Here is a 15,178-nt window from a genome sequence, read left to right on the forward strand (position 1 = left end):
ATCGACACCGTCGGGCGGCGAGATGCCGCCCGACCGTTTCTCGACGGTAGAGGCGCCCCAGATGCTCTATTTCATCCTGCGACGGATCGTGCTGCTTTTTCCCGTCGTCATCGGTCTGACGGTCATCATGTTCGCCATCGCGCGGCTGCTTCCCGGCGATCCGGTGGCGCTGGCTGCCGGGCCGAACGCAACCCAGGCCGAGATCGAGGCGCTGGCCCGTGAGTTTGGCCTGGATCAGCCGATCTGGACGCAATACGCCAATTATGTGGCCGGACTTGTCCAGGGCGATCTGGGGACCTCGCTGTTGACCCGTCGACCGGTGGCCGCCGACATCGCGGCCTATCTGCCGGCGACGCTGGAACTGGTCTTTGCGGCGATGTTCATCGCCGTGATCGTGGGGATCCCGCTGGGCCTTGTCACCGCCGTCTGGCGCAATCGCTGGCCGGATTACCTGAGCCAGATCCTGGCGATCGGCGCGATTTCGATGCCGCGCTTCTTTCTGGGTCTCCTGCTGCAACTCTGCTTTGCCATGTGGCTCATGTGGCTGCCCCTGGGAGGGCGATTTCCCATCATCCTGATTCCGCCGCCCACCGTGACCGGTTTCCTGACCATCGACTCGCTGCTGGCCGGAGACATGAACGCCTTTGCCACCGCGCTGCGGCATCTGGCGATGCCTGCCATCGCCATGTCGCTGTCACCTCTGGCCACCATCATGCGGATGATGCGTGCCTCGACCATCGAAGTGATGAGCCAGGATTACGTGACCACCGCGCGCGCGCTTGGCCTGCCAAAGGCCAAGATCATCCTGAAATACGTCGCACGCAATGCGGTCTCGGCCACGCTGACGGTGACCGGTCTCTATTTCGGCTGGCTGCTGGGCGGTACGGTGTTGGTCGAGACAGTGTTCGACTGGCCCGGGCTCGGTCTTTACGCCACCAAGGCCATCATCTCGCAGGATATGCTGCCGGTGATCGGTGTGGCGCTGGTGATCGGGTTGCTGTTCGTTCTGGCGAACCTTGCCATCGACCTGCTCTACGGCGTGATCAACCCGAAGGTGCGCTACTCATGACCCAGATCACCGATCCCATCCCGGCCGATACCGCCAGACCACGCGGTGACGGGTTGCGCCGCGCGATGTTCCGCTTTCGCCAGTCCAGGCTGTCGATGATCGGCGCGGGCATGGTTGCGGTTGTACTGTTCTTCACGCTCTTCGGCGGTCTGCTGGCCCCGTTCCCCGAGCATGTCGCGGGCGGTGTCGATACCGCCAACCGGTTCGACGCGCCGTCCTTGGCGCACCCGTTCGGGACCAATGAACTGGGTCAGGATGTGCTGTCGCTGGTCATGGCGGGAACCACCGTGTCGGTGCTGGCCGGGTTCGGCGTTGTCCTGATCGGATCGGCGATCGGTACGCTGGTGGGGGCAATAGCCGGTTTTGTTGGCGGCTGGACCGATGAGATCCTGATGCGGTTGACCGACCTGACGCTGACCATTCCGGGGCTGATCCTGGCCATGGCCGTGGCGGCGGCGCTGGGGCCGGGCTTTGCCAATATGGTCATCGCGATTTCCCTGTCCTGGTGGCCGGGATACGCGCGGCTGGTCCGGGGCGAGGTGCTGGCCGCGCGAGAAGAGGTCTATGTGACCGCGGCGCGCGCCATTGGCGCGGGGCCGGGCCGCATCCTGTTCCGCCACATCCTGCCCAACGTCCTTTCGCCTATCATCGTGAAGATGTCGCTGGACATGGGTTTTGCCATCCTGACCGTCGCCGCCCTGGGCTTTATCGGCATCGGGGTGCGCACGCCGACGCCGGAATGGGGCACGCTGCTGTCGCTGTCGCGATCCTATATGCCCGATTACTGGTGGACGGCGATGGCGCCCGGCATGGCGATGTTCCTCGCGGTCTTTGGCTTCAACCTGCTTGGCGATGGCCTGCGCGACATTCTTGATCCGAAAGCGAGGCGCTGACATGGCCGGGGCGCTTCTGTCGATCCGCGATCTGCACCTGACGATGAAAAGCTTTGATGGCGAGGCGCATGTGCTCAATGGCATCGACCTCGAGGTCCGGCGCGGCGAGATCTGGGGGCTGGTCGGTGAATCCGGCTGTGGCAAGTCGCTGACCGGTCTGTCGATCTCGCGCCTCGTGCCGTCACCGCCGGCCCGCTATGCCCGGGGCGAGATCCTGTTCGAAGGCAGCGATATCCTCACCCTGCCGATGCGCGACGTCGAAGCCCTGCGCGGCAAGCGGATCGGCATGATCTTTCAGGACCCGACCACCAATCTCAACCCAGTCTACCGAGTTGGCGAGCAGCTGGTCGACGTAGCGCTTGCTGCTGCCAGTCACGATCCGTCTGTGCTGGACTGCGCCGCAAACGCCGGGCGCCGCGAGCGCCGGCGGGCCGCACGGCGGCTGGCGGCCGAGATGCTCGGGCGGGTGGGTATTCCCGATGCCAAGACCCGGCTCGACAATTACCCGCATGAATTCTCGGGTGGGATGCGCCAGCGCGTGCTGATCGCCATGGCGCTGATCGGGCGGCCCGATCTGCTGATTGCCGACGAACCGAAAACCGCGCTTGACGTATCGGTGCAGGCGCAGATCCTGAAGCTGCTCAAGGGCACGGTGGCCGATCATGACATCGGCGTGATCCTGATCACGCATAATCTGGGCGTGGTGGCCCAGACCTGCACTCATGTTGCCGTGATGTATGCCGGGAACGTCGTGGAAAGCGGCCCGGTCGCCCGGGTCATCGAAGATCCGGCCCATCCCTACACCCGGGCCCTGATGGCGGCGATCCCCACCAAGGAGTCGCGCCGAGGATCGCTCAACGGGTTGGGGGGCAGGGTACCCAACCTGATCGCCCCGCCACCGGGATGCCGATTTTCGCCGCGCTGCCCGCTGGCGCAGCCCGACTGTACTCGCGCGGTGCCGCCCTCGGTGGCTGTCGGGCGCGACCATTGGACAGCCTGCCTCCGGGCAAAGGAAATCGAAGGGGTCGCCCATGTCTGAGCCCATCTTGCGGATCGAGAATGTCTCGAAAATCTATGGCGCAAGGCGCAGCTTGTTCGGCCACACCTCAGAGGTGCAGGCGCTCAAGGATGTGTCGATCGCGGTCAACAAGGGCGAAAGCTTTGGTCTGGTGGGCGAAAGCGGATCCGGCAAGACGACGCTGACCCGCTCGATCCTGCATCTGGAAACCCCGACATCCGGGCGCATCCTTTTCGAAGGGCGCAACCTGGCGGAAATGTCGGCGGTCGAGCTGCGCCGCCTGCGGGCGCGGGTTCAGATCGTGTTCCAGGACCCTTACGCCTCGCTCAACCCGCGCATGTCGGTGCAGGATATCGTGACCGAGCCGATGCTGGTGCATCACAGAACCCTGGGCCTCGACCGCCGCCAGCGCCGGGATCGCGCCGCCGAATTGCTGTCGCTGGTCGGCCTGGGCACGCAACACCTGACCCGCTATCCGCACGAATTCTCGGGCGGCCAGCGGCAGCGCATCTGCATTGCGCGCGCGCTGGCCTCGGGGCCGGACCTTCTGCTGCTGGATGAACCCACCTCGGCGCTGGACGTGTCGGTACAGGCGCAGGTTCTGAACCTGCTTTGCGATCTTCAGGACCGTCTTGGGCTGACATATTTCTTCATCAGCCACGATCTGGCCGTCGTTCGCTATCTCTGCGACCGCGTGGCGCTGATCTATCGTGGCGAGCTGGTCGAAGAGGGGGACACGGACGACATTTTCGACGCCCCCAACAGCGACTACGCCAGAATGCTGATCGGCGCGATGCCCGAGGTCAGGGTGCCGAGCACAGCGACCTGACGAGCATTTGGCTTCCTGCCGCTTTCAATACGTGACGCGCACCTGTCAGTAAACGCGACACGCTATTGCAAACGCTGTCCATCGCGGTCAAACGCATAGGTGTTTTCCGGCTTGAACCCCAGGCGCAGGCTTTCGCCCTCGGCCACCTGATGCTGGCCAAAAAGCCGTGCGGTGATCTGATGGTCGTCGAGACGGGCGATGACATTCGTATCGCCGCCCAGATGCTCGACATGGCGGACCCGCACAGAAAGCGGACCATCATCGGCGATGAACAGATCTTCGGGCCGGATACCCATCGTGCGGCCTTCGCCCGCACCCAAAAGCTCGGCGGGAAAGAAGTTCATCGACGGCGAGCCGAGGAAGCCTGCGACAAACTGATTGGCGGGATTGTTGTAGAGCTCCATCGGGCTGCCGATCTGCTCGACCCGGCCATCGCGCAGAACAACGATCTTGTCGGCCAGCGTCATCGCCTCGGTCTGGTCATGGGTGACATAGATCATCGAGGCGCCAAGCTGGCTGTGCAGGTTCGCGATCTCGATCCGCGTGTTCATGCGCAACGCCGCATCGAGGTTCGACAGCGGTTCGTCGAACAGAAACAGCTTGGGCTCGCGCACGATGGCCCGGCCGATGGCCACCCGCTGACGCTGACCGCCGCTCAGTTCGGACGGGTACCGGTCGAGATAGGGACCCAGATCCAGCATGTTCGCGGCTTTCTGTACCCGCTCCTCGATGACCGCTTTCGACTGACCCTCCTGTTTCAGGGCCAGTGTCATGTTGCCCCGCACGTTGAGATGCGGGTAGAGCGCATAGCTCTGGAACACCATGGCGATGCCGCGCTTGGACGGTGGCGTCAGGTTGACCTGATTGCCCGCGATGTGGATCTCGCCCGAGGTCGCATCCTCCAGCCCCGCGATCACCCGCAACAGCGTGGACTTGCCGCAGCCCGATGGCCCGACAAAGACGACGAACTCGCCTTCTTCCACTTCGATGTTGATATCCTTCAGGACATGGATATCCCCAAAGGACTTGTTCACGTTCTTCAGCGACAAGGCGGTCATTTCAGGATCTCCTCAAGCGAAATGGTCTGGCCGCTGCGGATGCTTTCGTCGGCGGCCAGGCAAATGGCGAGCGAGTTTACGGCGTCGCTCATGTGGCGGGTCAGGTCGATGTCTTCGGCAATGGCGCGCAGCATGAAGGCCTGCTCGGCATCGCAAAGCTGTTGATGAACCGGTTCATCGGGCATCTCGATGGTGCGGTCGCCGGCCGGCGTATGGACAAGGATGCCGCCGACCTTGGTGTGGCCATCAATATCGGCGGAGGCGCCCTTGTTGCCATCCGTGATCGAGACCGCGCCGCGCGGGCTGATGATATCCTTCACAAAAAACGCGGTTTCCGACATCATCGGGCCCCAACCGGCCTCGTACCAGCCGACAGAGCCGTCGGCGAATGTCACCTGGAACTGGCCGTAGTTGTACATGTCCGGGGCAATCTCTTCGGACAGGCGCAGGCCGATGCCATGCACCCGCACCGGCGCGGCATCGGTGATCTGGCACATGACATCGACATAATGCACGCCGCAATCGACGATGGGCGAGGTGGTTTGCATCAATGCCTTGTGGGTCTCCCATTCGGGGCCGGTCGATTGCTGGTTCAGGTTCAGGCGAAACACATAAGGCCCGCCAAGACCGCGCGCCTCTTCGATCAGGCGAACCCAGGACGGGTGATGCCGCAGGATATAGCCGACGACCAGTTTGCGGTCGGTCCGCTGTGCACACTCGACCACCCGGCTTGCCTCGGCCACCGTCATGGCCAGCGGCTTTTCCACGAATACGTGGCACCCCGCCTCCATCGCGGCAATGGCGTAATCGGCGTGGGTGTCTGTATAGGTGGCGATCACGGCCAGATCAGGCGCGGTTTCGGCCAGCGCCGTCGAGAAATCGTCAAAGACCGGATAGGAACCCAGATCGGGATGATCGACCCGCCCGCTGCGATTGACCAGCGCCACGATCTCGGCATCCGGGTGGGCATGATGCGCCAGCGCATGGCTCAGCCCCATGTTGCCCAGACCTGCAATCAGCACGCGTGTCATTTCACCGCTCCCGATGTGATGCCCCGGATCAGTTGGCGCGAGAATATCACATAGAGGATCAGCACCGGCAGGATCGCCATCGACAGAGCCGACAGCACCGCGTTCCAATCGGTCACAAACTGGCCGATGAACACCTGGCTGCCCAGCGTCAGCGTCTTGGTTTCCTCGGCCGGGGCCAGGATCAGCGGGAACCACAGGTCGTTCCAGATCGGGATCATGTTGAAGACAGCGACCGTCGCCATCGCCGGGCGGACCAGCGGCAGCACGAGCCGGAAGAAAATCGTGTATTCGCTCAACCCGTCGATCCGTCCCGCGTTCTTCAGATCGTCCGAGACCTGCCGCATGAACTCGCTCAGGATGAAAACCGCCAGCGGCAGACCCTGTGCCGTGTAGACCAGGATCAGGGCCCAGAGCGTGTTCACCAGCCCGGTGGCCACCATCATTTCAAGGATCGCAACCGTCCCGATCCGGATCGGGATCATGATGCCAAGCGCCAGGTAAAGCCCCATCAGCATGTTGCCGCGAAAGCGGTATTCGCTGAGCGCATAGGCCGCCATCGCGCCGAAAAGCAGCACAAAGAACAGCGAGGCCACCGTGACGACCATCGAGTTCTGGAAGTAGAGGAAGAAATCCCCCTGCTTCATCACTGTCTCATAGCCGATGGTCGAAAAACTGTCCGCATCCGGCAGTGCAAGCGGCTCGCGAAAGATCGCCTTTCGGGTCTTGAAGCTGTTGATCAGGATCACAAAGACGGGGAACAGCGCGATCAGAGTGTAGAGGATGAGCGCCCCGTGCATCATCACCGTATTGAGCGGATTTGAGCGTGCCTTGTTCATGTCCGGGTCCTCAAAGCTGATAGCGGCGCATCCGCGTCTGGATGCCGAAGAGATAGATGCACACCCCCAAAAGAATGATCGCGAACATGGCGCCTGCGATGGCCGACCCCATATGCGGATCGCCAAGCTGAAGCTGGAAGCCAAAGAACGTGCGATACATGAAGGTGCCCAGAATATCGGTCGAGAAATCGGGACCCGCCAGCGCCCCTTGGGCCGCATAGATCAGGTCGAAAGCGTTGAAGTTCCCCACAAATGTCAGGATCGAGATGATCCCGATCGAGGGCAGGATCAGCGGCAGCTTGATCTTCCAGAAAGCCGGCATGCCAGTGATGCCGTCGACCTCACCCGCCTCCAGGATCTCCTCGGGGATGGTCAGAAGCGCGGCATAGATCAGCATCATCGGAATGCCCACGAACTGCCAGACCGAGATCAGCGCCAGCGTCGTCAGCGCATATTCCTCCTTGCCCAACCAGGGTGCAAAAAGCGATTTCAGCCCCACCGCGTCCAACATCGAGGGCGCGATGCCCCAGATCGGCGACAGGATCAGCTTCCAGGCAAAGCCGACGATCACAAAAGACAGGATCGTGGGAATGAAGATGGCCGAGCGGTAGAGCGCGGCAAAGCGCAGGCGCGGGTGGCTCAGGAGTGCGGCCAGAGCGATCCCGATAGGGTTCTGCACCAGCATGTGGACCAGGAAGAACCAGAAGTTGTTGCCCAACGCATTCCAGAACTGCTCGGCCCAAATCGGGTCAAAGAACAGCGTGCGGAAATTGTCGAGCCCGGCAAAGACCCGCTCCTGCTCGATCCGCGTGTAAAGCGCCAGGCGCAGCGTGTTGAACAGCGGAAAGATCATCACGGCTGTATAGACGAGGACGGCTGGCGCAAGGAACACGAGGATATGCCAGCGGATGCGGGCCTTGTTCATGGGTCAATCTCCGGCTAGGCGTCCCGGGCGGACAATTGCGCCCGGGACAAATTGCAGCATCGGGAGGTTACTGCTGCGGTTCGTACCAGCTCGCCAGCCCGGCCTGAAGCTTCTGGCCCAGCTCTTCGGGCGTTGCCGTGCCCTTGATGGCGGCGACCGATGCGCCCCAGGTGTCGTTCTCAAGGTTCGGCGTGCCGCGCGACAGGATCTGGTAGGTCGACCGGATCGTGCTCTCGCACTGGTCGCGCCAGCTCACGAACTCCTTGGCAAGCGGGTCTTCCAGCGCGACCGGCGTTTTTGACAGCGGGAAGAAGCCGGGCAGGGCGTTGCCAAAGATCTCGGCGAACGCAGGGCTTGCGACCCAGGCCAGGAACGTCCGTGCCGCCTCGGGATTGCTGGAAGCGGCGTTCATGCCGATGCCGATATCGGTATGGTCCGAGATATAGCAGGTGTCACCGGCATTCTGGACCGGCGGCTTGAAGGCGCCCATCTCGAACGTCGCCTGGGTGTTGAAGCCCGAAATCTCCCAGGATCCGGCGGGATAGATCGCGGCACGGCCAAGGGTAAAGATGTTCTGGCTGTCGGGATAAGTCTGTGCCTCGTACCCGTCGCCAAGATAGGCGCCCCAGCGTGCCAGGGTGGCATAGGGCGCAACCCAGGCTTCGTCGGTCAGTTTCTGCTCGCCCTTGATCAGCGCCAGACGCCCCTCTTCGCCCTTCCAGTAGTTCGGGCCGATGTTGTTGTATCCCATGGTCGCGGCTTCCCACTGGTCGTTGGTGCCCATGGCCATCGGGATATAGCTGCCGTCTTCCTTGATCTTGTCGAGCGCGGCAAAGAACTGGGCCTCGGTGGTCGGCACTTCGATGCCGAGTTCTTCAAAGGCGTCCTTGTTGTAGATGAACCCGTGGATCACGGACGCCATCGGCACGCAGAACGTGGCCGAGCCATCATCGGTCTGCCAGGCGGACTTGGCCACGTCCGAGAAGTTCGACATGGCGTCCAGATCGCTGAGATCCGACAGATGCCCGGCCTGATACAGCGCCAGCGAGGCGTCGAACGGACGGCAGGTGATCAGATCGCCGGCCGACCCTGCATCGAGTTTCGAGTTCAGCACGGCATTGTATTCCGCCGGTGCCGACGGCGTGAACTTCACCTTGATGCCGGGGTGCTCGGCCTCAAAGGCGGGAATGATCTTGTCCTGCCACAAGGTCAGGTCATCGTTGCGCCAGCTTTCGATGATCAGCGTGGCGTCCTGCGCATGGGCCATTCCCGCCACGAGCGTCGTGGACAAGAGGGCCAGTTTCAGTGTGCTGCGGTTCATGTCTTCCTCCCTATGAGTCTTTGTGTTCGAGCCGCGCCAGGGCGGCGCGAAGGTTTCCTTCGGTTTCGCGAAGAATGGCTTGGGCGGTCTCGGGCGTTTGCCCTTTCGAGACCAGAACGGCGGGTTTCACATGGCCGTGCGTCGCGTCCAGCGCGGCGCAGGCGGCCGCTTCGTCGACACCGGCGATGCGGGACACCATGCCAGCGGCGCGCAGGCGCAGCTTGGCATTGTCCGCCCTCAGGTTGACCATCATGCCGTCATGGACATGGCCCAACTGGATCGCCATGAGGGTGGACAGCATGTTGAGTGCAATCTTTTGCGCGGTGCCCGCTCCCATCCGGGTGGACCCGGACAGGACTTCGGGCGGGGTGGCCAGAAGGATGGGGTGATCCGCCATGTCGAGAAGGGCGGAGCCTGCGTTATTGGCAATTCCCACGACCGTCGCGCCGGCGGCACGGGACAGCCGCGCGGCTTCCAGCGTGTAGGGCGTTGTTCCGCTGGCCGAAACGGCAATCACCGTGTCTCGCACTGAAAGTGCCGAAAACGTCTCGTCAAGGCCGGACAGATCGTCCTCGGTTTCGCCGGGCATCTCGACGCCCGAAGGCAATCCGCCCGCCATATGAATGCGAAGCTGAGTGTTCAGGATCGAAAACGTCCCGCCAAGCTCCAGCGCATCGGCAGCAGCCATCAGGCCGGATGATCCGGCAGCGACATAGTGGATGACGCCACCCGCACGGATCGTTTTTGCCAGGGTGCCCGCTGCCGCTGTGATCGCGGGAGCGGCGGTGCGCAGAACGGCCGCCGCGGCGATCTGACCCTCTGCCAGGATCATCGCGGCATTGGCCAGGGGAAGGGTGTCGAGCCCCTTTGCCTGGTCATGCAGCCCTTCTGTGCCCAATGCGGTCATGTGATTCACCCCAGATATTCCGGACAAGATACCATTATAATACCTTTTGTCCAGAAATTATTTTTTGGAGGGTTTTGGTATTAAAAATATTGCGGAGGCGCTCGATAGGCAGTATTTTGGTACCTGCGCGGCCTTTCAAATGGCCAATAGGTATTATAAAGGTATCTACATGACGGAATCGCAGCATACCAGGGTCATGGCCATCGACGGTGGCGGCACGCGCTGCCGCCTCGCGCTTTGGACTGGCCGCGATGTGGTCTCGGTCGAAACCGGCTCCGCCAATGTATCCACCGATTTTGCGGGCGGCGTGCGCCAGATCATCGAAGGGATCGGTGCCCTTGCCGCGAAGACCGGGGAAAGCGTCGACGCGCTCAAGGCTCTGCCTACATTTGTTGGTCTTGCGGGCGTCACGGGGGCCGAGATCGCGGACCGTTTGCGCCAGGCGCTGCCCTTCGCGCATCTGCGGATCGAAGATGACCGCCCTGCCGCGCTGCGCGGCGCGCTGGGCGACCGTGACGGGGTTATCGCGCATTGCGGCACTGGGTCCTTCTTTGGGTCACGCATCGCGGGCGCGATGCGGTTCTCCGGCGGCTGGGGGCCGGTGCTGGGCGATGAGGCGTCGGCGCAATGGATCGGGCGGGCGGCGTTGAAAGTCACACTCAGGGCGGTCGACGGGCGGCTGAAGCCGTCCGGGCTGTCACAGATGCTGCTTGACAGGTTTGGTGGCGCGGCGGGGATTGTTCGGTTCGGCGGCACGGCGCGCCCGTCGGAATTTGGGGCACTTGCCCCCCATGTCACCGAGCATGCGGCGGCGGGCGACGCGCTGGGCCGCCGTATCATGGGGGATGCGGCCTCCGATATCGCGCAGAGCCTGCCCGCGATCGGCTGGGTTCCCGGCATGACAATCTGTCTGACCGGTGGCATCGGCCCGCATTTCGAACCCTATCTGCCCGCCGCGATGCAGGCTGACGTCTCAGCTTCGGTAGGCGAACCGCTGGCCGGTGCTCTATCGCTTGCCAAGGATTTTGCCATGGAGGCCGCCCGATGAGCGTGATCGAGTTTCTGCGGCCCGAGGGTTGGCTGGGCGAGACGGGCGGCCCCCGCTATGTGCAATTGCGTCAGCGGCTGGAAAGCGGCATCGAGAGCGGCGTTCTGCCACCCAATTCCTCACTGCCGCCCGAACGCGAGATCGCCGAGATTACCGAGCTTTCAAGGGTCACCGTCAGAAAGGCGATCCAGGAGTTGGTACGCGAAGGGTTGATCGAGCAACGCCAGGGATCCGGCTCCTTTGTCCGCGAACCGATGAGCCGGATGGAGCAATCCCTGTCGCACCTGACCTCGTTCACCGAGGATATGGCACAGCGCGGCATGGAGACGACATCGCGCTGGCTGGAACGCGGCGTCTTTCTGGCAACCCGTGGCGAGATCGACGCGCTCGATCTTGACGCCGGGGCCGAAGTCGCCCGGATCTACCGCCTGCGCGAGGCCGGCGGGCGCCCCATGGCGCTTGAACGCGCCTCTCTACCGCTCGACATTCTGCCCAACCCGCTGGAAGTGACCACCTCGCTTTACGAGGTTCTCGAACGGCGCGGACTGCGTCCGGTCCGGGCGCTCCAGAAGATCTCTGCCATCAACCTCGAACCGCGCGAAGCCGATCTGTTGAACGTACCCGAAGGCGCGGCGGGGCTTTCCATCGAACGCACCTCATATCTGGCCAGCGGGAGGGTCGCAGAACTCACCCGCTCGCTCTATCGCGGCGACGCCTACGATTTCGTGGCCGAGCTGCGCCTCTGACCGAAAGGCTGAACGACATGTCACCCGAACTGACCCTGATGCACCGGGAAGTGCGCGAAATCCCATCAGCCGTCGAACGGCTGCTGAGCCAGGGCGGCGAGGCGATCCGCACCGCCGCGGCGGCGGCCCGCGCTGCCGACCCGCGTTATTTCATCTCGGTCGCCCGCGGGTCTTCCGATCACGCCGCCTCCTACCTCAAATATGCCAGCGAGCTTGTGTTGCGCCGCCCGATGGCCTCGGTCGGTCCGTCGGTAAACTCGATCTACGGTGTGCAACTGGATGCGCGCGGTGCGGTCGGCATTTCCGTCTCGCAATCGGGCCAGAGCCCGGACATCGTGCGCTTGACCGAGGCGCTGCGCGCCAATGGCGCGCTGACCGTCGCCATCACCAATGACGCGGGCTCGCGCCTGGCCGGGGTGGCCGATGCCACGCTGCCGATCCATGCCGGGCCCGAGTTGAGCGTTGCGGCCACCAAGACCTTCGTCACCTCGCTGGTGGCGGGGCTGTGGTTCCTGGCCGAGATGCAGCAGGATGCCGATCTCGTCGCCGCCATTCATGCGCTGCCCGCACAGCTGGACGAGGCCTCGCGCTGCGACTGGTCGGCGGCGGCGATGGCCATGGACGGCCGCTCGCTCTTCACCATCGGTCGCGGCCCGTCCTGGGCGATCTCCAACGAAGCGGCGCTCAAGTTCAAGGAAACCTGCCTCATCCATGCCGAAAGCTACTCTTCGGCCGAAGTGCTCCATGGCCCGGTCTCGATCGTGGACAGCGACTTTCCCGTGATCGCCTTTGCCGCCCGGGACAAGGCAGAGGCAAGCGTTGCCGAAACCGCCGACGCGCTGGCGGCCAAGGGCGCCAGAGTATTCGCGGTGACCGACAAGACATCGCAGGCAATCACATTGCCCCATGTGCGTACCGGTCACTGGCTCTGCGATCCGATCCCGGCCATTGTGTCCTTTTACGCGATGGTTGAAACAGTGGCTCTGGCGCGCGGGATCAACCCCGACAAGCCCCGCCACCTCAACAAGGTGACCGAAACGGTATGAGCAGCGCTGCCATCACATTCAGGAACGGCCGGATCTTCGACGGGACACAGCTTCTCGATGGGCACGCCGCCCGTTTCGAGGACGCGCAAATCGCCTTTCTCGGACCCCAGTCACAGGCCCCCCGCACCGGTCAGGACGTAGACCTTGGCGGCGACATCCTGTTTCCCGGTTACGTGGATCTTCAGGTCAACGGCGGTGACGGCATCCTGTTCAACGCCGATCCCTCGGTGGAGACGCTCCGCCGCATGGCCAAGGCGCATCGCAGCCTGGGCGTCACCGCGCTGCTGCCGACGCTCATCACCGATACGGCCGAGATCACCCGTGCCGCCATCGCCGCCGCCCGCGCGGCCATCGCCGAGCGCGTGTCGGGAATCGTCGGCCTCCACCTCGAAGGGCCGCATCTGTCAGTTGCGCGCAAGGGGGCGCATGATGCCGCCCTGATCCGGCCGATGGAAGCGCATGACATGCAGATGCTGCTCGAGGCCGCGCAGGCGCTTCCCGTTCTCAAGATCACCGTCGCGCCCGAGTCCGTCACCGAGGATCAGGTGGCCACCCTCACCAAGGCCGGGGTTCTGGTCTCTCTGGGTCACAGCGACGCGGATTTCGAGACCTGCCAGCGGTACTTTGCGGCGGGCGCGCGCTGCGTCACGCATCTCTTCAACGCCATGAGCCAGTTGGGCAACCGCGAGCCGGGCTTGGTCGGCGCCACCCTGGCCAACGGCGCCGTGTCGGCCGGCCTCATCGCCGACGCCGTCCACGTCCACCCCGCGACGATTCGTGCGGCCTGGCAGGCAAAAACAGGGCCGGGCCGGATCTTCCTTGTCAGCGACGCCATGGCCGTCGCTGGCTCCGACGCGGTCGAGTTCGAACTGGGCGGGCGCCTGATCCGGCGCCGGAACGGGATCCTGACGCTCGAGGACGGAACCCTCGCAGGGGCGGATTTGGATCTCACCACAGCGGTGCGGACAATGGTGCAAAGCGTGGGCATACCGGTCGCGGACGCACTTCGGGCGGCCACACGCACCCCCGCAGACATGATCGGCCTTGGCTATGGCTTCGGCCCGCTGTCTGGCGCCGTCCGGATAGCAAACGACCTCTCCCGCCTCGCACCGGTCGGATCTGGGCCAGCGCTCCGCGACGCTGGGGGTATCGAAGCAGATCGTTCCGCCTCATAGAGCTGGATATCCGCGGCACAAACAGTTCAACGTCTTACTTCGTCTCATCCACGACGCTCGCGGCGATAGCTGGAAGGCAGTACAGATCGAATTGAAGGGTAGCGCGTTGTCCGGCTCTAAGTATGATCGCATAGAGTTTATTACTGATACGCTGGTCGGCCTCATCGTCGCTCAGCGTGAGGCGTCAACCGAAGATGTCTATGTGACTGCGTTTCTCGGTGGTCATCATGATTTGAGGTGTACTTCCAAGGGGCTTGTTTCACTAAGTAAGAGGTAATGGAAGAAGAACCGTCCACCCTTCGACCTTCCTTCCTCTCCATTCCCCTCTTTCCCATTACTTATCCCTATTCCCCCGGGTTCCACCGAACGCTTTCCCCTACTAACCCCTGTTCCCCGTCCACTTCCGGGAGGCAGTATGAGATTGGGCTGCCGACGCTCTCGGCGGGAGACCCGGTTTCGAGTGGTCGAAACGACAAGGTCTAGCACGAAGCCCGACCGGTACTTGGCAGGTGTGGAGACCTTTCCCCGTCACCGAACTGGGGCACCCGTCGGGGCACTTCAACCCGAACGGCATCCCGCGCGGGTCTTCGGTTCAAGGAGCGGAGAGAGATGGCTGGGGTGGTAGGAGACCGTCAAAGGCCAAGAAGCTCATGCGAAACCTCCCCCGACGTACCGAAACGGGGCACTACCCGGGGGCAAAAACGGAGAGGAAGGGTCCGACGGGTGCCTCCCGACAGGAACCCCACGGGGCTGTCCCGCGCGCCCCGGATCGCCACCCCTACGACGAAGCCGACGACCACCCCGCGCGAGAGGACTCGGACGCGGTGGCAGGGGAAACCGCGCGGGCGGAGACGGGAGGGGCGGGTGACCGTCTCGCGGCCTTATTCAGTTAACCAACGATAAAGTTCTCGGCTTCGCTCGACACTTCCGTCCCAGCCATCCTGTACGCCTGTGACAGCCGCGTTCCAAAGGGCAAGCAGATCACCCCAGGACGGCAGGTCAATGTCTCGAATATCTTCAAGCGTCGGAATCGCTGCCTTCGAGTACTCCCACGCCGCACCCGGTGCGGAGAGTGTCGCGGCCCACAACTCTTCACGGGAGGGCACAGTCATCGAGCAGACGGTTAGTTCTTCTTCCGAAGGTTCAAGGTCGGGATCAAACGCGCGCTTCAGGGAATTCATGTCCCTGATAGTCTGGCATGTTGATTTCCACCCAGAAGTGAGCCGGGTTTTTCATCGAGAAGTGAGCCACCTCTGTTTATGGATTTCGGGTTATG

General features: G+C 63.2%; 15 protein-coding genes. 8 read left to right on the top strand and 7 right to left on the bottom strand.

Annotated features, from left to right (window positions below; translation table 11 throughout):
- Positions 1–22: 22 nt before the first annotated feature.
- The 4 genes from G0P99_RS23310 to G0P99_RS23325 are packed head-to-tail and all read left to right on the top strand — an operon-like array spanning position 23 to position 3,809.
- Entirely contained in the window at positions 23–1,069 is a 1,047-nt protein-coding gene (locus tag G0P99_RS23310; RefSeq protein WP_239059919.1) for an ABC transporter permease, read from the top strand.
- A complete protein-coding gene (locus G0P99_RS23315; protein WP_164132887.1) occupies positions 1,066–1,962 on the top strand; it encodes an ABC transporter permease in 897 nt (298 codons plus the stop codon). The genes G0P99_RS23310 and G0P99_RS23315 overlap by 4 nt, the downstream gene beginning before the upstream one ends.
- 1 nt (position 1,963) lies before the next feature.
- Complete coding sequence (locus G0P99_RS23320) at positions 1,964–3,001, top strand: ABC transporter ATP-binding protein (protein WP_164132888.1); 1,038 nt, start codon at positions 1,964–1,966, stop codon at positions 2,999–3,001.
- Positions 2,994–3,809, top strand: a complete 816-nt coding sequence (locus G0P99_RS23325; RefSeq protein ID WP_164132889.1) for an ATP-binding cassette domain-containing protein — start codon at positions 2,994–2,996, stop codon at positions 3,807–3,809. Before G0P99_RS23320 ends, G0P99_RS23325 begins: the two co-directional genes overlap by 8 nt.
- Before the next feature lie 62 nt (positions 3,810–3,871).
- Here G0P99_RS23325 and G0P99_RS23330 read toward each other — a convergent pair whose 3' ends face one another.
- The 6 genes from G0P99_RS23330 to G0P99_RS23355 all read right to left on the bottom strand — a co-directional run bounded on the left by G0P99_RS23330 (position 3,872) and on the right by G0P99_RS23355 (position 9,887).
- A complete protein-coding gene (locus tag G0P99_RS23330) occupies positions 3,872–4,867 on the bottom strand; it encodes an ABC transporter ATP-binding protein (RefSeq protein WP_164132890.1) in 996 nt (331 codons plus the stop codon).
- Positions 4,864–5,898, bottom strand: coding sequence for a Gfo/Idh/MocA family protein (locus G0P99_RS23335; protein WP_164132891.1), 1,035 nt, complete (start codon positions 5,896–5,898; stop codon positions 4,864–4,866). Before G0P99_RS23335 ends, G0P99_RS23330 begins: the two co-directional genes overlap by 4 nt.
- Complete coding sequence (locus G0P99_RS23340; RefSeq protein WP_164132892.1) at positions 5,895–6,734, bottom strand: carbohydrate ABC transporter permease; 840 nt, start codon at positions 6,732–6,734, stop codon at positions 5,895–5,897. The genes G0P99_RS23335 and G0P99_RS23340 overlap by 4 nt, the downstream gene beginning before the upstream one ends.
- 10 nt (positions 6,735–6,744) lie before the next feature.
- Entirely contained in the window at positions 6,745–7,659 is a 915-nt protein-coding gene (locus G0P99_RS23345) for a carbohydrate ABC transporter permease (RefSeq protein WP_164132893.1), read from the bottom strand.
- Between the two features lie 67 nt (positions 7,660–7,726).
- Positions 7,727–8,980: an ABC transporter substrate-binding protein gene (locus tag G0P99_RS23350; RefSeq protein ID WP_164132894.1), complete on the bottom strand. Its 1,254-nt coding sequence runs from the start codon at positions 8,978–8,980 to the stop codon at positions 7,727–7,729.
- Positions 8,981–8,990: 10 nt separating this feature from the next.
- Positions 8,991–9,887 carry an N-acetylmuramic acid 6-phosphate etherase gene (locus tag G0P99_RS23355; RefSeq protein ID WP_164132895.1) on the bottom strand — a complete coding sequence of 299 codons (897 nt, stop codon included), beginning with the start codon at positions 9,885–9,887 and terminating at the stop codon, positions 8,991–8,993.
- 169 nt (positions 9,888–10,056) lie between these two features.
- Between G0P99_RS23355 and G0P99_RS23360 the strand changes: the two genes are divergently transcribed.
- The 4 genes from G0P99_RS23360 to nagA are packed head-to-tail and all read left to right on the top strand — an operon-like array spanning position 10,057 to position 13,902.
- On the top strand, positions 10,057–10,935 hold the full coding sequence (locus G0P99_RS23360; RefSeq protein ID WP_164132896.1) for a BadF/BadG/BcrA/BcrD ATPase family protein: 879 nt from the start codon (positions 10,057–10,059) through the stop codon (positions 10,933–10,935).
- Positions 10,932–11,681, top strand: coding sequence for a GntR family transcriptional regulator (locus G0P99_RS23365; RefSeq protein ID WP_164132897.1), 750 nt, complete (start codon positions 10,932–10,934; stop codon positions 11,679–11,681). The genes G0P99_RS23360 and G0P99_RS23365 overlap by 4 nt, the downstream gene beginning before the upstream one ends.
- Before the next feature lie 17 nt (positions 11,682–11,698).
- Positions 11,699–12,727: an SIS domain-containing protein gene (locus G0P99_RS23370; protein WP_164132898.1), complete on the top strand. Its 1,029-nt coding sequence runs from the start codon at positions 11,699–11,701 to the stop codon at positions 12,725–12,727.
- The gene (gene nagA, locus G0P99_RS23375) at positions 12,724–13,902 is read left to right on the top strand and encodes an N-acetylglucosamine-6-phosphate deacetylase (protein ID WP_164132899.1); all 1,179 of its coding nucleotides are present in this window, start codon (positions 12,724–12,726) and stop codon (positions 13,900–13,902) included. Before G0P99_RS23370 ends, nagA begins: the two co-directional genes overlap by 4 nt.
- Positions 13,903–14,783: 881 nt before the next feature.
- Here nagA and G0P99_RS23380 read toward each other — a convergent pair.
- Positions 14,784–15,083 (bottom strand): hypothetical protein, encoded by a 300-nt coding sequence (locus G0P99_RS23380; protein WP_164132900.1) that lies wholly within the window; start codon positions 15,081–15,083, stop codon positions 14,784–14,786.
- Positions 15,084–15,178 lie beyond the last annotated feature (95 nt).

Origin of the sequence: Ruegeria sp. PrR005 (genome assembly GCF_010500245.1) — a bacterium.
Taxonomy (GTDB): domain Bacteria; phylum Pseudomonadota; class Alphaproteobacteria; order Rhodobacterales; family Rhodobacteraceae; genus Ruegeria_B; species Ruegeria_B marisflavi.

Bases quoted from the DNA above. Each gene is read 5' to 3' on its own strand.
- G0P99_RS23310 (WP_239059919.1), top strand. From the start codon at position 23: ATGCCGCCCGACCGTTTCTCGACGGTAGAGGCGCCCCAGATGCTCTAT.
- G0P99_RS23315 (WP_164132887.1), top strand. From the start codon at position 1,066: ATGACCCAGATCACCGATCCCATCCCGGCCGATACCGCCAGACCACGC.
- G0P99_RS23320 (WP_164132888.1), top strand. From the start codon at position 1,964: ATGGCCGGGGCGCTTCTGTCGATCCGCGATCTGCACCTGACGATGAAA.
- G0P99_RS23325 (WP_164132889.1), top strand. From the start codon at position 2,994: ATGTCTGAGCCCATCTTGCGGATCGAGAATGTCTCGAAAATCTATGGC.
- G0P99_RS23330 (WP_164132890.1), bottom strand. From the start codon at position 4,867: ATGACCGCCTTGTCGCTGAAGAACGTGAACAAGTCCTTTGGGGATATC.
- G0P99_RS23335 (WP_164132891.1), bottom strand. From the start codon at position 5,898: ATGACACGCGTGCTGATTGCAGGTCTGGGCAACATGGGGCTGAGCCAT.
- G0P99_RS23340 (WP_164132892.1), bottom strand. From the start codon at position 6,734: ATGAACAAGGCACGCTCAAATCCGCTCAATACGGTGATGATGCACGGG.
- G0P99_RS23345 (WP_164132893.1), bottom strand. From the start codon at position 7,659: ATGAACAAGGCCCGCATCCGCTGGCATATCCTCGTGTTCCTTGCGCCA.
- G0P99_RS23350 (WP_164132894.1), bottom strand. From the start codon at position 8,980: ATGAACCGCAGCACACTGAAACTGGCCCTCTTGTCCACGACGCTCGTG.
- G0P99_RS23355 (WP_164132895.1), bottom strand. From the start codon at position 9,887: ATGACCGCATTGGGCACAGAAGGGCTGCATGACCAGGCAAAGGGGCTC.
- G0P99_RS23360 (WP_164132896.1), top strand. From the start codon at position 10,057: ATGACGGAATCGCAGCATACCAGGGTCATGGCCATCGACGGTGGCGGC.
- G0P99_RS23365 (WP_164132897.1), top strand. From the start codon at position 10,932: ATGAGCGTGATCGAGTTTCTGCGGCCCGAGGGTTGGCTGGGCGAGACG.
- G0P99_RS23370 (WP_164132898.1), top strand. From the start codon at position 11,699: ATGTCACCCGAACTGACCCTGATGCACCGGGAAGTGCGCGAAATCCCA.
- nagA (WP_164132899.1), top strand. From the start codon at position 12,724: ATGAGCAGCGCTGCCATCACATTCAGGAACGGCCGGATCTTCGACGGG.
- G0P99_RS23380 (WP_164132900.1), bottom strand. From the start codon at position 15,083: ATGAATTCCCTGAAGCGCGCGTTTGATCCCGACCTTGAACCTTCGGAA.